Origin of the sequence: Tenacibaculum sp. E3R01, from assembly GCF_003318185.1 — a bacterium.
Lineage (GTDB): Bacteria > Bacteroidota > Bacteroidia > Flavobacteriales > Flavobacteriaceae > Polaribacter > Polaribacter halocynthiae.
This window is the reverse complement of the sequence record NZ_QOCC01000025.1, coordinates 397,191-416,464: the sequence shown is the minus strand read 5'-3', so window position 1 is coordinate 416,464 and position 19,274 is coordinate 397,191. Positions and strand designations below refer to the sequence as shown.

Here is a 19,274-nt window from a genome sequence, read left to right as displayed (position 1 = left end):
AAATAATACATACCATAGATTTTATTATAAAAATCTATGGTATTTTATTTTTTTCTTAATAAATTTTGTTCTTCTAAAGCAATCATTAATAAGTTTATATAGTCGTCAACTGTTTTATCTACTGATTTAGGGTCGATTATATCAATACTTCCTTTCCAAATTAACTCTCTATCTTTTGTAGGGCAAATACAATATAGCGACGTTTCTGCATTATAAATTTTATATTTTTCATAATACTTAGGGTTTTCAATTATCTCTTGATGGTTGTAGTAGTCTTCTTTAAACTTAATATCTAAAGATTCTTTACTTATATAGTTTTTAGAGTATATAACTCTGTTTTCAACTCCTTTTACTTTACTTAATAGTACAGCATCAAAATAGTTTGTAGTCAAAATATTTTCAATAACTTTTAATTCTTCTTTTGACTTTTTTTCAATTCTAAATGAAGGTTCAAATACATCTAGGCTTATAACAGCTTCTATTCCTCTTGATTCTAATTCTTTTTTTAATTGGTTTTCAAATTTTCTTCTAGTTTTAATGTTTGGAGTTAAACCTACAATTAATACTTTAGAAATTGATAGATTATCTATTTCTGGATTTTTCCATTGTTCTACAAGTTCTGTTGTATTACAACTATTAAGTGAGATTGCAATTAGTAGAAATAAGAAGAGGTTTTTAAAATGTTTCATTTTTAGAATTTAAATTAGATATCACTTTGGTGAATGATAAATTTATAAGTATTAAGAAATAATTACTATGATATTTATCATGATATTGTTTAGACTCTCATTTTAACTAATAAAATTAAATGAAACGATTAAAAAAAATAAACTCTATTTACTAAGAAGAACAGTTGTTTTATAGTATTTCTGAATAAGAAATAAAAGAAAGAGTATTGTAAATTTATAGAGTTAATTACAAGCATATATTATGAAAATAATTAGCATAAAAAAAGAAGTCATTTATAACTTCTTTTAAAACATTATACTATTTAAAATATAAATCATTAATTTGTTTTAATGGAGTTACTTGTAAAGTAAATACTTAGTTCTAATTTTTTTAAAACTGTTTAATTCTTTTTTCCAAGAATCTCTGATTTTTTCTTCATTCAAACCATCTTCTATTTGCTTTTGCAGTAATTCAGTGCCAGCAAGTTTTGTGAAAAATGGATTAAAGAATTTTTCTTTTTCACTAGTTTGTTTATAAGCTTTAAGCAGCCATTTTAATTGTAAACTAGATAAATATTCGGTTTCTTCTAGGTTTTCACCAAGGCATAATTTTTCTTTATGTTTTGGATACTTAGCACCTTCATTAGGTTGAGGTGTAAAACTAAAATTTAAATTTTTTAAATATGGAGACCCATAAATTTGAAATTGTTTATTAGTACCTCTACCTGCTGATACATTTGTACCTTCAAAAAAGCATAAACTAGGGTATAAGTTAATAGATTTTTGATTAGGTAAATTAGGTGATGGTTTTATAGGTAATTTATATTCAGTATTATGTGTGTAGTTTTCAAGAGGAATAACAGTTAAATCACATTTAATTCCATTTTTTAACCATTTCTCTCCATTAATCATTTTTCCGTACTCTCCAATAGTCATTCCATAAACAACAGGAACAGGATGCATTCCTACAAAGCTTTTATGTTTAGAACTTAAAACAGGTCCATCTATATAGTGAGCATTAGGATTGGGCCTGTCTAATATTATAACGGGAATATTTGCTTCAGTACACGCTTCCATTACGTAGTGTAATGTTGAAATATAGGTATAAAAACGAACACCAACATCTTGTATATCAAAAACAACATAATCAATGTTTTTTAATTGTTTGGAACTAGGCTTTTTATTTTTACCATATAAAGAAATTATAGGTAAATTAGTTTTAGTATCAATTCCATCAACAATAACTTCACCAGCATCTGCTTTACCTCTAAAACCATGTTCAGGAGCAAAAACTTTTTTAACGGTAATAGTATTATAACTATGTAAATAATCAACCAAGTGTTGCATTACGTTCTTTGATCCCATAACGTTTTTAGAAACTTCAGCACGCTGTAAAGTGGTAATTGTAGAAGTTTGGTTTGCAACAATAGCAATATTTTTGTTTTTTAAAATAGAAAGGTATAAATTAACTCTATCTGCTCCAATTTTTAAAGTTTCATCTTGTTTTTTTATTGGAGAATCTTTTTTCTGCTTTTGTTGGGCACAAGAAGTAAATTGTAAACAAAAAAATAAGAATAGGTAATTTATATAATGCTTCATTTAATGATATTTAAGAGTGAAATTAAAGCTTGTTTGTTATATTTTACAATATATTGTAGTTTCTTTTATTAATAATAAGACTTAGGCTTATTATTGAGTTTTTTTCAATTCTACTTAAGTTTCAAATATATGCGATTATTTCAATTTTTATTAATATAATAAAAGAAAGCTCTTCATTCAAGATAATTTTTATCAAAATCTTCAAAAATTATTAAGTACATTTGGTATACTTAAAAAAATCATAGCTTTTGAATTTCGAGTTGTTTATTGCTAAGCGTATTGTGGCTGGTAAAGAGTATAAAAATAGTATATCATCTCCAATTATAAAAATTGCAACTATAGCAATTACTTTAGGGATAGCTATTATGTTAATTGCAGTATCAATAGGCTCTGGATTTCAGAAAAAAATTAGAGATAAAATGTCTGGCTTTAAGGGGCATGTTCAAATAGTAAACTATGATAATAATACATCAGATGTTTCAATAGTTCCAATTGATAAAAACCAAGATTTTTACCCTAAGTTTAAAAGTATAGCGGGTATTAAAAATGTACAAACTTTCGCTAATAAGTTTGGAGTTATAAGAACTGCTAAAGATTTTGAAGGAGTAATTTTAAAAGGCGTTACAAATGATTATGATTTTACCTTTTTTAATGAATATTTAAAGGAAGGGCGTTTACCTAATTTTTTACTTGATAGAAATAGAGAGATTTTAATATCAGAGTCAATAGCAAAAAGACTGGAATTAACATTAAAAGATACTGTTCAAATGGTATTTAGTGTAGAAAATAGTAAAAGACCTTTTAAAATACGTAAGCCTGTAATTGTAGGTATTTATAATACAGGTTTTGAGCAATTTGATAAAACAATGCTTATTGGAGATATACGAGAAGTACAGAGGCTTAATAAATGGAAAAATAATGAAATAGGAGGTTTTGAAGTATTAATAGATGATTTTGATACCTTGAAAGAAAAAGGAAATGAAATTTATACATCAATAGGCTCAACTCTTAATAGTTCAACAATAGTAGATAGTTATCCTTTAATATTTAATTGGTTGAATATATTAGATAATAATGTTTGGGTAATTATTGGTATAATGATTTTAGTAGCTGGTATAAATATGGTTACTGCTCTTTTAGTATTAATATTAGAACAAGTACAAATGGTTGGTATATTAAAAGCTCTTGGTAGTTCTAATTGGAGTATTAGAAAGATATTTTTATATAATGCATCTTATTTAATATTAAAGGGGTTATTATACGGAAATATTATAGGATTAGTATTTTTGAGTATCCAAAAATACTTGAAAATAATAACACTCAATCCCGAAAATTATTATGTATCTACTGTACCTGTATCTATAGATTTTTGGTCTATTTTATTTTTAAACTTAGGAACATTGATTTTATGTTTTTTAATGTTAATAATACCATCATACATTATAACAAAAATTCAACCTTCAAAATCTATTAAGTTTGCCTAATTTGAGAAGAACTTTTTGTTTCTTTGCAATACAAAACTGATAACTTATAATGAATTACGCTAATAATATACTAGAAACCATAGGTAATACTCCTTTGGTTAAGTTAAATTCTGTTACCAAAGAAATAGATGCTTTGGTATTGGCTAAAGTAGAAACATTTAACCCAGGAAATTCTGTTAAAGATAGAATGGCGTTAAAAATGATTGAAGATGCTGAAGCAGATGGACGCTTAAAACCTGGAGGAACAATTATTGAAGGTACTTCTGGTAATACAGGAATGGGATTGGCATTGGCTGCTATTGTAAAAGGTTACAAATGTATTTTTGTAATATCAGATAAGCAATCAAAAGAGAAAATGGATATTTTACGTGCAGTTGGAGCTGAGGTAGTTGTATGCCCTACCAATGTTGAACCAGATGACCCTAGATCATATTATTCAGTATCTAAACGTTTAGGTGAAGAAACTCCAAATTCTTGGTATGTAAACCAATATGATAACCCTTCAAATGCAACAGCTCACTATGAGCAAACTGCTCCTGAAATATGGGAACAAACAGAAGGTAAGATAACTCATTTTGTAGTAGGAGTTGGAACTGGAGGTACAATTTCAGGAACCGCAAAATACTTAAAAGAAAAAAATCCTAATATTAAAATATGGGGAATTGACACTTATGGTTCTGTATTTAAAAAATATCATGAAACTGGAATTTTTGATGAGAATGAAATTTACCCATATATAACAGAAGGAATTGGAGAAGATATTTTACCTAAGAATGTTGATTTTAGCTTAATTGATGGGTTTACTAAAGTTACAGATAAAGATGCTGCTGTATATACTCGTAAGATAGCTAAAGAAGAAGGTATTTTCGTTGGTAACTCAGCAGGTTCAGCAATTAAAGGTTTATTACAATTAAAAGATGAATTTAAGCCAGATGATGTTGTAGTTGTATTATTTCATGATCATGGTAGCCGTTATGTAGGTAAAATGTTTAATGATGACTGGATGCGAAATAGAGGATTTTTAGAAGATGAAGTAACTACTGCTGAAGACTTGATTAAGTCTCATATAGATAAGCCTTTAGTAACAATTCAAACTGAAGAATTAGTTTCACATGCAATTGAAAGAATGCGTGCATTTAAAATATCACAAATTCCAGTAAAAGATGTTAATGGTTTTGTTGGTTCTGTTGATGAATCAGCTTTGTTACATAGTTATTTGGAAGATAAGAATATTGCAGATAAACCTATTAAAGAAGTAATGGGAGCTATGTATCCTGTAGTTGAAAAATCGGCTTCTATTGATGAGGTTTCTAAACTAATTACTAAAGAAAACCAAGCGGTATTAGTAGATTTAGAAAATGGAAAGCATCATATAGTTACAAAATATGATATTATTAGTGCTATTTAATTAATAATTAAAATATTAAAACAACGAAAAGCCCGCTCATTAGAGCGGGCTTTTGTTAATCAACTAATTCAAATAATTTACACAATGAAAACAAAATCTATTGTTTTACAAATATTGTTTTCCAAATTCTGTGCCAAAATTATAAATATTAAACTTAAAATTATTTGAAATTTATATATTTTACAATTAATTAACTTTTAAGTGTTAAAATGTTAAGAAATCTCTAATTTAATATTAGGTTTTAGCTTGCATGCTTATGAGCTTTATATGAAGAACGAACTAAAGCACCACTTTCAACATACATAAAGCCCATTTCTAAACCTAATGTTTCATATTTTTTAAATTGATCTGGAGTTATAAATTGTTTTACGGGTAAATGTTTTTTTGTAGGTTGTAAATATTGACCAATAGTGATAATATCTAAACCAACTCCACGTAAATCTTTCATTGTTTGAATAACTTCATCTTCAGTTTCACCTAAACCGAGCATAATACCAGATTTAGTTCTCATACCGCTATCTTTTAAATATTTTAAAACACCTAAACTTCTATCATATTTAGCTTGAATACGAACTTCACGTGTTAAACGACGTACAGTTTCCATATTATGAGAAACAACTTCTGGATGTACTTCAATAATTCTATCTATTAATTTTTCATCACCTTGAAAATCTGGTATTAATGTTTCCAATGTTGTGTTAGGATTTGCTCTTCTAATTGCGTCAACTGTTTCAGCCCAAATTATAGAACCACCATCTTTTAAATCATCTCTATCAACAGAAGTTATAACAGCATGTTTAATACTCATTAACTTAATTGAACGAGCTACTTTTTCAGGTTCATCCCATTCTACAGTTTCAGGTCTACCTGTTTTTACACCACAAAAACCACAAGAGCGTGTACATACATTACCTAATATCATAAATGTAGCAGTACCTTCTCCCCAACATTCTCCCATATTAGGACAGCTACCACTTGTACAAATAGTATTCAGTTTATATTTGTCAACCAGTCCACGTAATTCCGTATATTTTTTACCTACAGGTAGTTTTACACGTAACCATTTTGGTTTTTTTGGTCTTTCAGGAAGTATAACCGATTCGTTTGCCATTCTTTCTTAAAATAATTTGAAGTACAAATTTACGAAGAAAAGATTTAGAAACTAAGTAAAAACCAAATACTAAATACAATAAGAAATACAATACCTGTAATACTTAGTATTTTTAACTCTTTACTAGGTCTATATTTTTCTGGAGTGTGTTTTCCAGTAATTAGTATATAGTTTAAAATAGCATAAAAAGGAGCAGTTAAAAAAGAAAGAACGGTTGCTATTTTGATGAGAAAGCCCATGTCAGCTAAAAAAAAGCGTAAAATAATATAAGTTCCAAGAGCTAGTATTAACATCCAAAACCAATAAGATAATTTATTTTTCTTTTTAAATAGGAGAGAGGAGGCTTTCGTCATAGCCCTCGGTGATGCATCTAAAGTCGTTAGTGTAGTGCTAAACATAGTTGTAAATGCTGCTACACCAATAAAGATATGTGCATAATCTCCTAAGTTTTTAGTATATAAATTAATTAACTGTGAAGCAAATACAGTTCCTTTACTAGAAAAAGTTTGACCCGATTTATACATAACCATAGCTCCTAGTATTACAAAACAAATACCTAGAGAAAGTGTTCCTATATATCCTACATTAAAATCAAAAATAGCTTGTTTGGGTTTAATTTTTTGGTAAGTAGTTTTGTCTTTTTCAACCGACCAAAGAGAATGCCATATTGAAATATCTAGAGGAGCAGGCATCCATCCTAAAAATGCTATTAAAAAGGTAATTTGTGCAGTTCCTGAGGGAATAATTTGTGTAAAAGAAAAACCTTTATCTGTACTAAATATAGCAACAGTAACAGCTATTAAAGTACTAATGGTCAAGATAACAATGATATATTTCATTAAGTTATCTAAAACTTTATACCTACCAATTAGTAAAATAGAAAAACTGATACATGTTATTATTGCTGACCACTGAACTAAGTCATTTGTAAAACCAAATAGATGTGAAGCTAAACCAGCAGTTACAATTGTTACAGCAGCTTGAATGGTAAACATTGTAGCAAAATTTAAAATATAATAGCTGATTAAAACACCTTTTCCTAGCTTCCTGTAACCATCTAATAAAGTTTCTCCTGTTGCAGCAGCATACCTAGGACCATATTGAAAAAAAGGATATTTGAAAATATGCACTAACACTAATGCCCAAAGTAAGCCAAACCCGAATTCAGCTCCAGCTCTGGTAGATTGAACTAAATGTGAAACTCCAATTGCTGCACCAGCAAATAATAGACCTGGACCTAAAGAAGAAAATGTTTTTTTCATGATTTTCAGGGGGTTAAAATCACGATAAATGTAATTAAAAAATATTAAAACGTTATTTATGATTTTTTAATAATCTCTGCCAGTAATTTTTTAGCTCTAAGTAATTTAACTTTTACATTATTCATGGGCTCATCAATTTGTTCAGAAATCTCTTTATAACTTAGCTCTTGAAAATAACGTAAATTTATAACTTCTTGGTATTTAGGTTTTAACTGTTTGATATCTCTTAAAAGTTTTGCAAGGTTTTGCTCTGTAATAATTTTATCTTCTGGTGAAGGAGAATCATCAATTACATCAAAAGCTTCCGATTCTTTTTCAGTAGTTGTTTTTATTGAAATTGAAGCGTTTTTCTTTCTGATAAAATCAATAAAAACATTTTTAGAAATAGCTATTAACCACGTCTTAAACTGGTATTCTTCATTAAAAGAGGAGATTTTATCAAAAGCTTTTGAAAAAGTTTGAATAGTTATGTCTTCTGCATCATTGTCATTTTCAGTTTTTTTTAATTGAAAATAATAAACACTTCCCCAAAAACTATCTAATAAAAAATTAAATGAAATTTGACTTCCTTCTTTAGCATTTTTAATATGCTTTAAAATTATTTCTTTATCTATTTCCAAGGTGTAGGTTTAGATATTCTATTAGTAAAAAATATAAAAATTAATGATATAACATAACAAACATCTAATATAGGTAAAAAATAAAGTAAGTTTTGTTCTTTTAACTTATTTATAGCTTTACCTATTATTATATATTGAATTAAGAAATAGCAAATTATAAAAGGTATTGTTACTAGACATTTTTGAATTAAAAAGTATATAAAAAGGGAATAAAAAATAACCTTAGTGATATTAAAAAAAGATAATAAAAAACGATTTCTTAATGAATAATGAGAAAAGAGTACTGTTTGTTTTCTTTGTTCTACAAAATAATCTTTTAGTGTAATAATACTTTGTTCTTCAACAAAACTAGTATAAGATGTTGAAATATTAGTATTTATTGAATTAGAAATATCTTTTAGAAGTAAATCACTTTCACCTAAATGAATTTTTATATGGTTTATAAAGCCATTAACTTTAAAAAAATCATTTTTAGTGTAAGCAAAATTATTTTGATATGCTTTGAAAGGACTTCCAAATTTAGCATATGAAAACATTTTTAATGTTGTGAAAAAATTAGCATAACGAAAAAACATATTGCTAAATGAATATTTTTTAAAGGCTAATTTTTTATGACCAATAACAATTGTTTTATTAGAATGGAAACATTTACTCATTTCATGAATCCAATCATTAGAAACGGTTTTTCCATTTATATCAAAAAAAAGTAAATGATTATTACTTGCAGCTTTTATAGCTAATGTAATCGCATATTTTTTGTTTCCCCAAAAAGCTTCTTTGTTTTCAACATTAACAATTTTTATAGTATTGTTTTCTTGCTGAACTTTTTCCATAAAATCTAAACTATTATCAGAAGAAGCATGATTGATTAATACAATTTCAAAATCATCATAATTTTGATTAATTATAAAAGGTAAATTTTTTTTTAGTTCATCAGTATTATTCTTTGTATAAATAATAACTGAAACAGGTTTGTTGGTTGAAGTAGTTATTTTTTTTTGTTTGCTAAAAGCAAAAAAAGAAAAACATAAAAAATAAATAACCTGAACAACTGTAACCGCTACAAAAATGTAGAAAAGTACAGTAAATACCATGGAAAAAAGAGATGTTTAGTTATGTTCTGGCTCGCTACAAGTATCAAATTGATCTGGTGTTTTACCACAAAATCCACAAGCTTCACCACTTTCATTAAGCATCGGATTTTGACTTGCACAAGTACCAGCAAACTCTCCATCTTTTTTAGCCCATATTTTGATAGCAATTCCTGCAAAGGCAATTGCTAACAATCCGATTGTAACAAAAATTAACTTCATTCTAAAGAAATAATAGATTTAAAAATGCAAAGATACTAAAAGTACTAATCAAATTATCTTAAAACTTTTTTAAACTATTTTGTAAATTAAGGGTCATATAATAAAAGTAAAATTATGAAGTTAAAATTCCCCTTTATTTTTCTAACAGTATTAATAAGTTTTTTTGCTTGTAGTTCTGATCAAGTTATTGATTCTGGAGGACAAACAAATAATAATAATAGCCCTAACATCTTACTTATTATAGCTGATGATATGGGATTAGATGCTACACCAGGTTTTAATGTAGGAACAGTTAAGCCTAATATGCCAAACCTACAAAGCATGATTAATACCGGAATACGGTTTACAAACTTATGGTCATATCCAACCTGTACACCAACTAGGTCAAGTATCCTAACTGGTAAATATGGTTTTAGAACAGGAGTAATGAAAGTTGATGATGTATTACCCACCTCTGAAATTTCATTACAACAATATTTAAAAGATAAAAATAGTGGTCATAGTAATGCTGTTATTGGTAAGTGGCATTTATCTAAAGATGCCTCTCATCCAACTCAAATGGGTATAGATTATTATGCTGGTCTTTTAAATGGAGGAGTTCAATCATATACTAATTGGAATTTTACCAGTAATCAAAACACAAATGCTTCTACAGAGTATACAACAACTAAGTTTACTGATTTAGCAATTGATTGGGTAAAACAACAAAATCAGCCTTGGTTTTTATGGTTGGCCTATAATGCACCACATACTCCTTTTCATTTACCGCCAAATAATTTGCATTCTCAAGGGAATTTACCTTCTGATCAGGGAAGTATAGATGCTAATCCATTACCATATTATATGGCTATGATTGAAGCAATGGATAGCGAAATAGGAAGGTTATTGAATTCTATGACTCAAGACGAAAAAGATAATACAGTAATTATTTTTATAGGTGATAATGGTACTCCAGGAGCAGCAGCACAAGATTATAGAACACAAAGAGTAAAGGGAACTTTATATCAAGGAGGAGTGAATGTTCCAATGATTGTTTCTGGTAAAAATATAGGAAGATTTAATGAAGTAGATGAAAATTTATTAAACACTACTGATTTATTCGCTACTATAGCTGATATAGCAAATACTGGAACTAATGAATTAAATGATAGTAAAAGTTTTAAAGAGTTATTATCAAGTTCTTCAACTACTAATTTTAGAGGATTTACATATACTGAACATGGTAAAACTTCTGGAAATGATGAATATACTGTCAGGAATCTGACGCATAAATATATAAAGTTTACTAATGGTGATGAAGCTTTTTATAAGTTAAGTAATGATTTTTTTGAGAGAACAAATTTGTTAGATAGTAGTTTAAGTACAAATGATCAGAAAGAGTTAGATGAATTAAAAGAATTTTTAAATAATTTAAAATAATAAAATATGAAGAATTATAAAATAATGATGTTGCTTTTTGCTTTTTTAAGTTTTGGTTGTAGTTCAGACGAAGATAATTTAGATTCAGGAAATGACCAATCAACGAGTGATACAGTATATGATATTAGAAGTATAGTTAGTAAATTTGATAATATTGATGGTGTTACCTATAGTATAAATGGAGATTTTTTAGAAATTACAACGAATGGTTTACCAGATCATAAGAGCCCGTATTGGGAGCAAGGAAACGTTATGTATGAAGCATATAATGGTACCAATCCTAATTGGAATAAAAACCCAAATACTATTCAAGCTCAAAATATAACATTTAAAATTCCTTTGTATCCAAAAGAAGCAACTATAAAAGAAGCAACATCATTAGGACCAATAGGTATATCTTTAAATGGAGTAGCATTTTTTAATCAATATGCAGGTCCTAATAATCAGCCTTTAACCAATGAAATTAATTCATTTGATCAATATTTAGGACACCCTCAAAATAGTGGACAGTATCATTATCATATAGAGCCAGTATATCTAACAAGTAAGTTAGGGAAATCTAGTTTTTTAGGTTTATTAGCTGACGGTTTTCCAGTTTATGGGCCAGAAGAAAATGGTGGTACAATTACGAATTCAGATTTAGATGATTATCATGGACATGTTTCTGTAACCCCTGATTTTCCTAATGGAATTTATCATTATCATATAACTTCTGATGATCCTTATTTAAATGGTAGTGGCTATTATGGTACACCAGGAAATGTTTCTCAATAAATTAAAGTTTAATGAAAAAAAATATTTTCATATTTCTAGTGTTTATAGGTTTTATTTCTTGTAAAAATGTAAAGGTTAATAATGAAGTTATTTCATTTCAAAAAGAACTTTTTTCTATGAAGAATGGAGTGTTAAATTATAAAAACACTCCATTTACAGGAACTATGTTTTTTTACGATAAAATAAATAAAACAAACAATTTTACAACTTATGAAAATGGGAAAAAGCATGGAATTGAAATAAAAAAATATGAAAATAATGTATTAGCTGAACAACGTTTTTATACAAAAGGAAACAAATCAGGTATTCATAAATCATGGTGGAGTGAAAGTCAGTTAAAATTTGAATATCATTTTAATGATGTTGGAGAGTATAATGGAGAGGTAAACGAATGGTTTAAAAATGGTCAACAACTTAAGGCATTTAATTATAAAAATGGGAAAGAAGAAGGTTCACAAAAAATGTGGGAATTAAATGGAAAAATAAGAGCAAATTTTGTTACTAAAAATGGTGATAGGTTTGGTTTAATAGGATTGAAGAAATGTTACACTGTAAATACAACAAATGAAAATTTCAAATAAAAGAGTAAGACTAGAAAATTTAATAGGTGTGTTATTATTTATTGTTTTTATTTTAATGGTAATTTCTTGTAAAAAAGAAAAGAAAGTAAATAAAGAAATAACATTACCTTTTTTTAACTCATCATTATTTACACCTGAATGGATTTCTAAAGAGAGCGAGAGGTATAAAAGTATTCATAGCATTCCAAATTTTAATTTGATTAATCAAGATGGTCAAGATGTAACAAAACAAACCTATGAAGGCAAAATATATGTAGCAGACTTTTTTTTTGTTAGTTGCCCAGGAATATGCCCTGTTCTTGAAAAAAACATGAGCATTTTACAAGAAGAATTTAAAAATGACAAAGATGTTTTATTGTTATCACATACTGTAATGCCTTCAAAAGACTCTGTTAGTGTTTTGAAAAAATATGCTGAAGATAATAATGTTATATCTGGTAAATGGAATTTAGTTACAGGAAATAAAGATCAAATATATAATTTAGCAAGAAAAGCATATTTTGCTGATGAAGATTTTATTAAAACAAAAGATGAAAATGCATTTGTACATACAGAAAACTTTGTTTTAATAGACAAAAAAGGTAGAATAAGAGGAGTTTACAATGGAACGTTGGGGTTAGATACTAAAAGATTAATAAGACATATTAAAATGCTAAAAAAAGAAAGTTAATTTATATATTAGTGACCGATTAAAAAAAACTGTGTCATATAAATAGTTTAACCCCTTAAAAATAGCATAATGAATATCTTAATTAAAAATATTAAAACTTTTTTCAACTCTTTTTTTACAAATAGAAATTTACAACCTATCAAAATTAAGGTTGAAAATAATAGAAAAGGTATTAAGTATTAGATTATATTTACTTCAATTTCTAAATTAATAGAAAATTTACTTTTTATAGTATTTTGAATACTTTGAGCCAGCTGGTATATGTTTTTACCAGTTGCGTTTCCATAGTTAACTAGAACTAAAGCTTGCTTTTCGTGTACGCCATAATCACCAAAGCGTTTACCTTTAAATCCACTTTGTTCTATTAACCAGCCTGCAGGTATTTTTATACTGCTTTCTGATATAATATAATGAGGAATTTCAGGAAACTTACTTTTAAGTTTTTCAAAATGACATAAAGAAATAACTGGATTTTTGAAAAAACTACCACTGTTTCCAATTTTTTTTGGATCTGGTAATTTTGATTGTCGAATTGAAATTATAGCGTCAGATATATTTTTAATATTAGGTTTAGTAATATTTTTTGAAGCTAATTCTTGTTCAATAGCTCCATAAGAAGTATTTAGAGCATGATTTTTTTTGGTAAGTTCAAAACTAACAGAAGTTATTATATATTTTCCTTTAGCCTGATTTTTAAAAATCGAATTTCTATATCCAAATTCACACTCTTCATTTGAAAAGATAACTAATTTTCCAGTTTCAATTTCAAGAGCTTCAACTTTGGTAATAGTGTCTTTAACCTCTACACCATAGGCTCCAATATTTTGAATAGGACAAGTACCTACATTACCCGGAATCAAAGATAAATTTTCAAGACCACCATAATTTAAAGAAATACACCAAAGAACAAATTCATGCCAATTTTCACCAGTATTAACAGTTAAATATACTGAGTTATCATTTTCACGATCAATAGAAATTCCTTTTAAATTTAAATGAATTACTAACTCTTCAATATCTTTAGTGAGTAGCATGTTACTACCTCCACTAATAATAAAAACATTTTGTTCTTCTTTTAAAATATTTTTTAATTCATATAATGAATTAACAGAAACAAAACGTTTGGCATTTACATTTATGCCAAACGTATTGTACTTTTTTAATGATATATTTTCTTGAATATTCAATTAACTATTATATTTTTCTAAAGCTACTTTTAATATTTCTACACATCGCTTTAAATCTGATTTATTTAAAACATATGCAATACGTACTTGATTTTTACCTTCACCTTCAGTAGAATAAAATCCACCAGCAGGAGCTACCATAACCGTTTCATTGTTATGATTAAACTTCTCTAAAATCCATTGAGCAAAATCTTCTGAATTTTCTACAGGTAATTCCGCAATACAATAAAAAGCTCCTTTAGGGTTTGCTACTTTAACACCTTGAATTTTTTGTAATTCAGTTATTAATGTATTTCTTCTATCTTGATATTCTTCAATAACTTCATCGAAATAACTTTGTGGAGTGTCTAAAGCTGCTTCACTAGCTAATAAAGCATATGTTGGCGGACTTAATCTTGCTTGTGCAAACTTAATAGCAGTGCTAATAAATTCTTCATTTTTAGAAACAATACATCCAATTCTAGCTCCACACATACTATAGCGTTTAGAAACTGAGTCAATCATTATTGAATGTTGCTCTAAACCTTCTAAAGACATTACAGAATTATGTTTTTCACCATCATAAGTAAATTCACGATACACTTCATCGGCAATTAAAAATAAATCGTGTTTTAATACAATTTGTTTTAACTTTTCAATTTCAGCCTCACTATATAAATAACCTGTTGGGTTTCCAGGATTACAAATTAAAATAGCTTTAGTTTTTGAAGTAATTAATTTTTCAAAATCTTCAATAGCTGGTAAGGCAAAATTATCTTCAATTTTTGAAATTACTGGTACTACATTTACACCAGAAGCTGTTGAAAAACCATTATAGTTTGCGTAAAAAGGTTCAGGTATAATAATTTCATCACCTGGATCAGTAATACTACCAATAGTAAATAATAAAGCTTCAGAACCTCCTGTTGTTGCTATAATATTATTAGCAGATACATGAATATCATTATTTATATAATAATTCGCTAATTTTTCTCTGTACTGTTCAGAGCCTTCAGATCTAGCATATGATAACACTTCTATAGTATTATTTTTTACTGCATCTAAGGCAACTTGAGGTGTTTTTATATCAGGTTGACCGATATTTAAATGAAATACTTTTGTTCCATTTTTTTTAGCTGCCTCAGCAAAAGGAACCAGTTTTCTGATTGGTGATTGAGGCATTGAACCTCCCTTAATAGAAATAGATGGCATTTTTAATTTAATTAGTTGTTTACTGGGCAAATTTGCAAAATTATTTTGACAATATATGCTTGTTTACTACGAAAAAATAAGGTTAAAAAAATCCCAAAAATTATTTATTGTAAAAATATGATTGTATATTTAGTTATCCCTAAATATATGCTTTTGAAGAAATTTCTACTATGCCTACTATTTTTATGTACTATAAATATTCAATCACAATCAAAATTCCAGTTTCTTAAAGGAAGTAAAAAACAGGTTGTTAAATTTGAATTGTTTAATAACTTAATTGTTTTTCCATTAGAAGTTAATGGTGTTAAGCTTTCTTTTATACTTGATACAGGTGTAAATAAAACGATACTTTTTAATTTAAATAAAACAGATAGCTTAACCTTAAATAATACAAAGAAAGTATTTATTAGAGGGCTTGGAGTAGGAGACCCTGTAGAAGCTATTTTATCAAGAAATAATAACTTTAGAGTTAATAATATCTTAGGAACAAGCCAAGATATTTATGTTGTTGTTGATGATACTTTTAAGTTGTCTTCAAAAATGGGAGTAACAATTCATGGGGTTATAGGATACGATTTATTAAAAGATGTTATAGTTAAAATAAATTATTCATCTAAAAAATTATATTTCTATAAACCTGAAAAGTATAAAGAACCTAAGTGTCGTTCTTGTGAAAAATTAGATGTAGAGTTTTATAGGAATAAACCTTATATAAATGTTAGTATAAAAATAGATAGTGCAGGAAATAATATACCTGTAAAAATGCTTATAGATTCTGGAGGAAGTGATGCTTTATGGTTATTTGAAGGGTCAAAAGAAGAAATAAAGGTTCCTGAAAAGTTTTTTGTTGATATTCTTGGAGAAGGTTTAAGTGGAACAATTTATGGTAAAAGAAGTAGAGTGCCTAAGTTAGAAATTGGTAAGTATATTATAGAAGAACCAACAGTTTCATTTTTAGATTCAGCTACAACAATTAATGCTAGAAGTTTTAAAAAGCGAGATGGAAGTATTGGAGGGAATATATTAAGAAGGTTTAAAGTATGGATTGATTACCCAAATAAAAAAGTAATACTAAAAAAGAATGGATCGTTGAAAAAAGGGTTTTATTATAATATGAGTGGTTTACAGATAATTTATAATGGAGAAGAATTAGTAAAAGAACAGAAGAACTCAATGAAACATAATGGATATTCTAGAAAAGAAGATTCTAAACCGGGACACATAGTTTCTTTTGTTACAAGTTATAGTTATAAGTTTAAACCTTCTTATAAAGTTAATAAAATTGTAAAAGATTCACCAGCAGAGAAAGCTGGAATAATAGAAGGAGATATTATAAAACAGCTTAATGGTAAGGAAGCTCATGAGTATTCACTTAATGAAATAGCAAATTTATTTCAAACCAAACCTAATAAGAGAATTAGAATTGTGGTTGAAAGGGGCATATTTAAATTGAAATATGAATTTAGATTAGAACAAAAAATATAGTTTTATTTCTAAGGTTTTTATGTTTTAAGATATTTTAACTGAGGTTAAACTATTTTTGAAGCTAATTTAACTAAGAAATTAACACCATTTTCAATTGTAGAAATTGCAGTTGCCTTGCTGTTGTTGTTGTCAGTAGCATTGTTTATTATTTTTAATACTTTTATTGCATTAGCATTTGTAATATTGCTTTCTTGAATAAATGTATCTACTTCTGTAATATTTAAATTAGTTAAACTTGCTATTTGTTTGTTAAATTCAAAGTCAGTTTGTGAGGCTGCTTCGTTTGCTATTTTATTCCAGTTAATTGAGCTCATAATATTATTTTAATAATTTTTCAAAAGGAGTTAGTTTATTCAAAATAGTCGATGTTTTGTTTAAAAAATCATTCAAATTATCTTCTACTTTTGTTAGATCAATTTTGTTGCCAGTTAAATTATCTATAGCTAATAAAGCGTCTTTTTCTGTAGCATTTACTTTTGCTATAGAATTGATTAAATTTTGTAAAGAAGTTGATGCTTTACTATATGTTTTATAGTTATTAGTTAGTTTAGAAATAATTACTTTTTCTTGTGCATCTAATAAATTATTTAAAGAATCTTTTTTAGTTTCAATAACAGGTAAAATACTTTTTATAATGTTGCTTAATTCGTTTTTATAATTTACTGAATCTGGCAAAAGTTTTTTGTATTTATTAATTAATGTAGGAGTATATTTAGTTTCAATAAAATTACTTAACCGTGCTTTACGCTCACTAAAAAGTTGTTTTACTAAACTTATATTTAAATTATGCATACTATTTGCTTCGTCAATTACTTGTTTAGTTAGCGTAACGGTTGATTTAGGCACAGTTGCACATGCAGTAAGTAATAGGCAGGTAAAAGAAAGTTTTAAAATAGATAGTTTCATTTTTTAAGTTTTTTAATAAAAAAATAAGGGTAGATATCATAACTAAAAGTATAAAGAAAACTTTTAAAATTGAAGTAGTTCTTAGTTTGTATCTACCCAATTTCCCCTAAAATTTTTTATAAATTTATTTAATGATTGGAGAGGTGAAAATTGATTTAATCCTATCAATTATTCCTTGTAAAACGCTGAAAATTGCATCAGATGAAAAGCCTCCAATTAAAGCTAAAATACTTTTACTAAAAAGATCAATGTTTTTTGGATCGGTGGAATAAAAAGAAATAATTTCTGACATAATTAATCCTGCGATTATTCCTAATGTTATTTGAGCTATATATGATATTGATTCTTCGGCAACAAGAGTTGTGTTTTTAATTGAGTCACTAACCTTTTTTAACAGAAAGAATAAGACTCCTAAACCAGATATTGATGAAAGAAAAGTTAAATTTAGTAGTAATGAAAAACCATTGTTATTCATTATGCCTTCATCAAGTGAGTGATTATTTACTTTAGGAGACAAGCCAGTAATAATGAAAAGAATTAAAAATAAAAGAGCTAGTAAAATTAAATTACGTACTAAAGGTAGTTTATTGAATATTGATTTTCCACTCTCTGATGAACGTAGTTTTTTTGTAAATTCTATAGATTTTGGCGTAGCTGGTGCTATATTTTTGGATAATAAATTATGAGCATTAATTAAATCATCAACGCTACTGTTTTGTATTAAATTATTTATTTGGGTATTAATTATTATGCCATTGTATATAGCATAAGATAGCATATTATTAATTTCTTTGCTTAATTCGCTAATAACTTTCGGAGAAATACCTTCAGTATTTTCTTTGGGTACTTTTTTTTGATCAGTTTTTACTGTAGTCATTTGAGTAGGTTAAACGTTAATATAAAAGTATAATTAATAGCTAGTTATAGCTGTAATTTTACCTTAAGTGATATAAAAACAATGGCAAGCGTAATTTTAAAGGTTATAAAAGATTGATTAACAAAAGGTGGATATCGTTTTATAGTAATAAAAATCAAATTGACTTTACAGGGATATTATTTTCATTTTTTGCCCCACTAATAAAACTACCTATACCATTCCAATTATTGTCAACTTCTAAGCAAGCAGTAAACTTTTCTAAATAACATCCTATAGTTAAGGGGGGGAGAGATACTAAATACTCACCAAATAAATGAACAACGTTATTATTTGTATAATAATTAGATGCTTCTATCTTTCCTACAACATTAAGTTTAATACATTGTTTGTTTATTTCTTGCCTAATCTTTACTATACCTGAAACTATATTTTTAGAAGGGGATACCGTTAATGAAAAGTGTATAACAAAAGCTTTTGGATTGTTAATTTCACCAATGGTTCCTTTTATTTTATATGTTTTTACTATAGCTTTTCTTTTAATGAAGATGTCGTTAGAAGTATTCATAGCTTTAAAAAACATTTAGTTAGTTAATAATGTATTCTAAATATACTTTTTTTAGTTTTAATTAATAGGTTTAATGTCATGAACGTCAGTAAAATAAGTATGAGTGATAGAGCCTTTGTTGTTTTTATTTAAAATAAATCTAATTAAACTTTGT

20 protein-coding genes are annotated in these 19,274 nt (G+C 27.1%); 7 read left to right on the top strand and 13 right to left on the bottom strand.

The window, feature by feature from the left end; genetic code table 11:
* Window positions 1-44: 44 nt before the first annotated feature.
* Together DS884_RS14505 and DS884_RS14500 are read right to left on the bottom strand one after the other, a co-directional pair.
* Window positions 45-689: a hypothetical protein gene (locus tag DS884_RS14505; protein ID WP_113787245.1), complete on the bottom strand. Its 645-nt coding sequence runs from the start codon at window positions 687-689 to the stop codon at window positions 45-47.
* 336 nt (window positions 690-1,025) lie between these two features.
* On the bottom strand, window positions 1,026-2,267 hold the full coding sequence (locus tag DS884_RS14500; protein WP_113787244.1) for an exo-beta-N-acetylmuramidase NamZ domain-containing protein: 1,242 nt from the start codon (window positions 2,265-2,267) through the stop codon (window positions 1,026-1,028).
* A gap of 248 nt (window positions 2,268-2,515) precedes the next feature.
* On the opposite strand from DS884_RS14500, the gene DS884_RS14495 reads away from it, so the two are divergent.
* Both DS884_RS14495 and DS884_RS14490 read left to right on the top strand, forming a co-directional pair.
* The gene (locus DS884_RS14495) at window positions 2,516-3,751 is read left to right on the top strand and encodes an ABC transporter permease (RefSeq protein ID WP_113787243.1); all 1,236 of its coding nucleotides are present in this window, start codon (window positions 2,516-2,518) and stop codon (window positions 3,749-3,751) included.
* A 49-nt stretch (window positions 3,752-3,800) separates the two neighbouring features.
* On the top strand, window positions 3,801-5,159 hold the full coding sequence (locus DS884_RS14490; RefSeq protein ID WP_093871326.1) for a pyridoxal-phosphate dependent enzyme: 1,359 nt from the start codon (window positions 3,801-3,803) through the stop codon (window positions 5,157-5,159).
* A 241-nt stretch (window positions 5,160-5,400) separates the two neighbouring features.
* Here the strand turns inward: DS884_RS14490 and lipA are convergent, their stop codons facing one another.
* From lipA to DS884_RS14465, 5 genes are read right to left on the bottom strand one after another with little or no spacing between them, the layout of a single operon-like run.
* A complete protein-coding gene (lipA, locus tag DS884_RS14485; protein ID WP_093871325.1) occupies window positions 5,401-6,270 on the bottom strand; it encodes a lipoyl synthase in 870 nt (289 codons plus the stop codon).
* Window positions 6,271-6,314: 44 nt separating this feature from the next.
* On the bottom strand, window positions 6,315-7,532 hold the full coding sequence (locus DS884_RS14480) for an Nramp family divalent metal transporter (protein ID WP_093871324.1): 1,218 nt from the start codon (window positions 7,530-7,532) through the stop codon (window positions 6,315-6,317).
* A gap of 56 nt (window positions 7,533-7,588) precedes the next feature.
* Window positions 7,589-8,152 carry an RNA polymerase sigma factor gene (locus tag DS884_RS14475; protein WP_093871323.1) on the bottom strand — a complete coding sequence of 188 codons (564 nt, stop codon included), beginning with the start codon at window positions 8,150-8,152 and terminating at the stop codon, window positions 7,589-7,591.
* A complete protein-coding gene (locus tag DS884_RS14470) occupies window positions 8,143-9,246 on the bottom strand; it encodes a glycosyltransferase (protein WP_113787242.1) in 1,104 nt (367 codons plus the stop codon). Before DS884_RS14470 ends, DS884_RS14475 begins: the two co-directional genes overlap by 10 nt.
* A gap of 15 nt (window positions 9,247-9,261) precedes the next feature.
* Window positions 9,262-9,465 (bottom strand): membrane or secreted protein, encoded by a 204-nt coding sequence (locus tag DS884_RS14465; RefSeq protein ID WP_093871321.1) that lies wholly within the window; start codon window positions 9,463-9,465, stop codon window positions 9,262-9,264.
* A gap of 114 nt (window positions 9,466-9,579) precedes the next feature.
* Here DS884_RS14465 and DS884_RS14460 point away from each other — a divergent pair, with 114 nt between their 5' ends.
* From DS884_RS14460 to DS884_RS14445, 4 genes are read left to right on the top strand one after another with little or no spacing between them, the layout of a single operon-like run.
* A complete protein-coding gene (locus DS884_RS14460; protein ID WP_113787241.1) occupies window positions 9,580-10,884 on the top strand; it encodes a sulfatase-like hydrolase/transferase in 1,305 nt (434 codons plus the stop codon).
* Between the two features lie 6 nt (window positions 10,885-10,890).
* Window positions 10,891-11,658 carry a YHYH protein gene (locus DS884_RS14455; RefSeq protein WP_093871319.1) on the top strand — a complete coding sequence of 256 codons (768 nt, stop codon included), beginning with the start codon at window positions 10,891-10,893 and terminating at the stop codon, window positions 11,656-11,658.
* Window positions 11,659-11,669: 11 nt separating this feature from the next.
* Window positions 11,670-12,239, top strand: a complete 570-nt coding sequence (locus DS884_RS14450; RefSeq protein ID WP_113787240.1) for a toxin-antitoxin system YwqK family antitoxin — start codon at window positions 11,670-11,672, stop codon at window positions 12,237-12,239.
* Complete coding sequence (locus DS884_RS14445; protein WP_199488218.1) at window positions 12,223-12,909, top strand: SCO family protein; 687 nt, start codon at window positions 12,223-12,225, stop codon at window positions 12,907-12,909. The genes DS884_RS14450 and DS884_RS14445 overlap by 17 nt, the downstream gene beginning before the upstream one ends.
* A 179-nt stretch (window positions 12,910-13,088) precedes the next feature.
* On the opposite strand, the gene murB is transcribed toward DS884_RS14445, so the two are convergent.
* Complete coding sequence (murB, locus tag DS884_RS14440) at window positions 13,089-14,096, bottom strand: UDP-N-acetylmuramate dehydrogenase (RefSeq protein WP_113787239.1); 1,008 nt, start codon at window positions 14,094-14,096, stop codon at window positions 13,089-13,091.
* On the bottom strand, window positions 14,097-15,287 hold the full coding sequence (locus DS884_RS14435) for a pyridoxal phosphate-dependent aminotransferase (RefSeq protein ID WP_113787238.1): 1,191 nt from the start codon (window positions 15,285-15,287) through the stop codon (window positions 14,097-14,099). It abuts the gene before it with no gap.
* A 147-nt stretch (window positions 15,288-15,434) separates the two neighbouring features.
* Here DS884_RS14435 and DS884_RS14430 point away from each other — a divergent pair, with 147 nt between their 5' ends.
* A complete protein-coding gene (locus DS884_RS14430) occupies window positions 15,435-16,772 on the top strand; it encodes an aspartyl protease family protein (RefSeq protein WP_093872053.1) in 1,338 nt (445 codons plus the stop codon).
* Between the two features lie 44 nt (window positions 16,773-16,816).
* Here the strand turns inward: DS884_RS14430 and DS884_RS14425 are convergent, their stop codons facing one another.
* The 4 genes from DS884_RS14425 to DS884_RS14410 all read right to left on the bottom strand — a co-directional run bounded on the left by DS884_RS14425 (window position 16,817) and on the right by DS884_RS14410 (window position 19,120).
* Window positions 16,817-17,086, bottom strand: coding sequence for a hypothetical protein (locus tag DS884_RS14425; RefSeq protein ID WP_113787237.1), 270 nt, complete (start codon window positions 17,084-17,086; stop codon window positions 16,817-16,819).
* Between the two features lie 4 nt (window positions 17,087-17,090).
* Window positions 17,091-17,678 (bottom strand): hypothetical protein, encoded by a 588-nt coding sequence (locus tag DS884_RS14420; protein ID WP_113787236.1) that lies wholly within the window; start codon window positions 17,676-17,678, stop codon window positions 17,091-17,093.
* A gap of 124 nt (window positions 17,679-17,802) precedes the next feature.
* Window positions 17,803-18,555 carry a hypothetical protein gene (locus DS884_RS14415; RefSeq protein WP_093871313.1) on the bottom strand — a complete coding sequence of 251 codons (753 nt, stop codon included), beginning with the start codon at window positions 18,553-18,555 and terminating at the stop codon, window positions 17,803-17,805.
* Window positions 18,556-18,709: 154 nt separating this feature from the next.
* Window positions 18,710-19,120: a DUF1842 domain-containing protein gene (locus tag DS884_RS14410; RefSeq protein ID WP_158530847.1), complete on the bottom strand. Its 411-nt coding sequence runs from the start codon at window positions 19,118-19,120 to the stop codon at window positions 18,710-18,712.
* Between the last annotated feature and the right edge of the window lie 154 nt (window positions 19,121-19,274).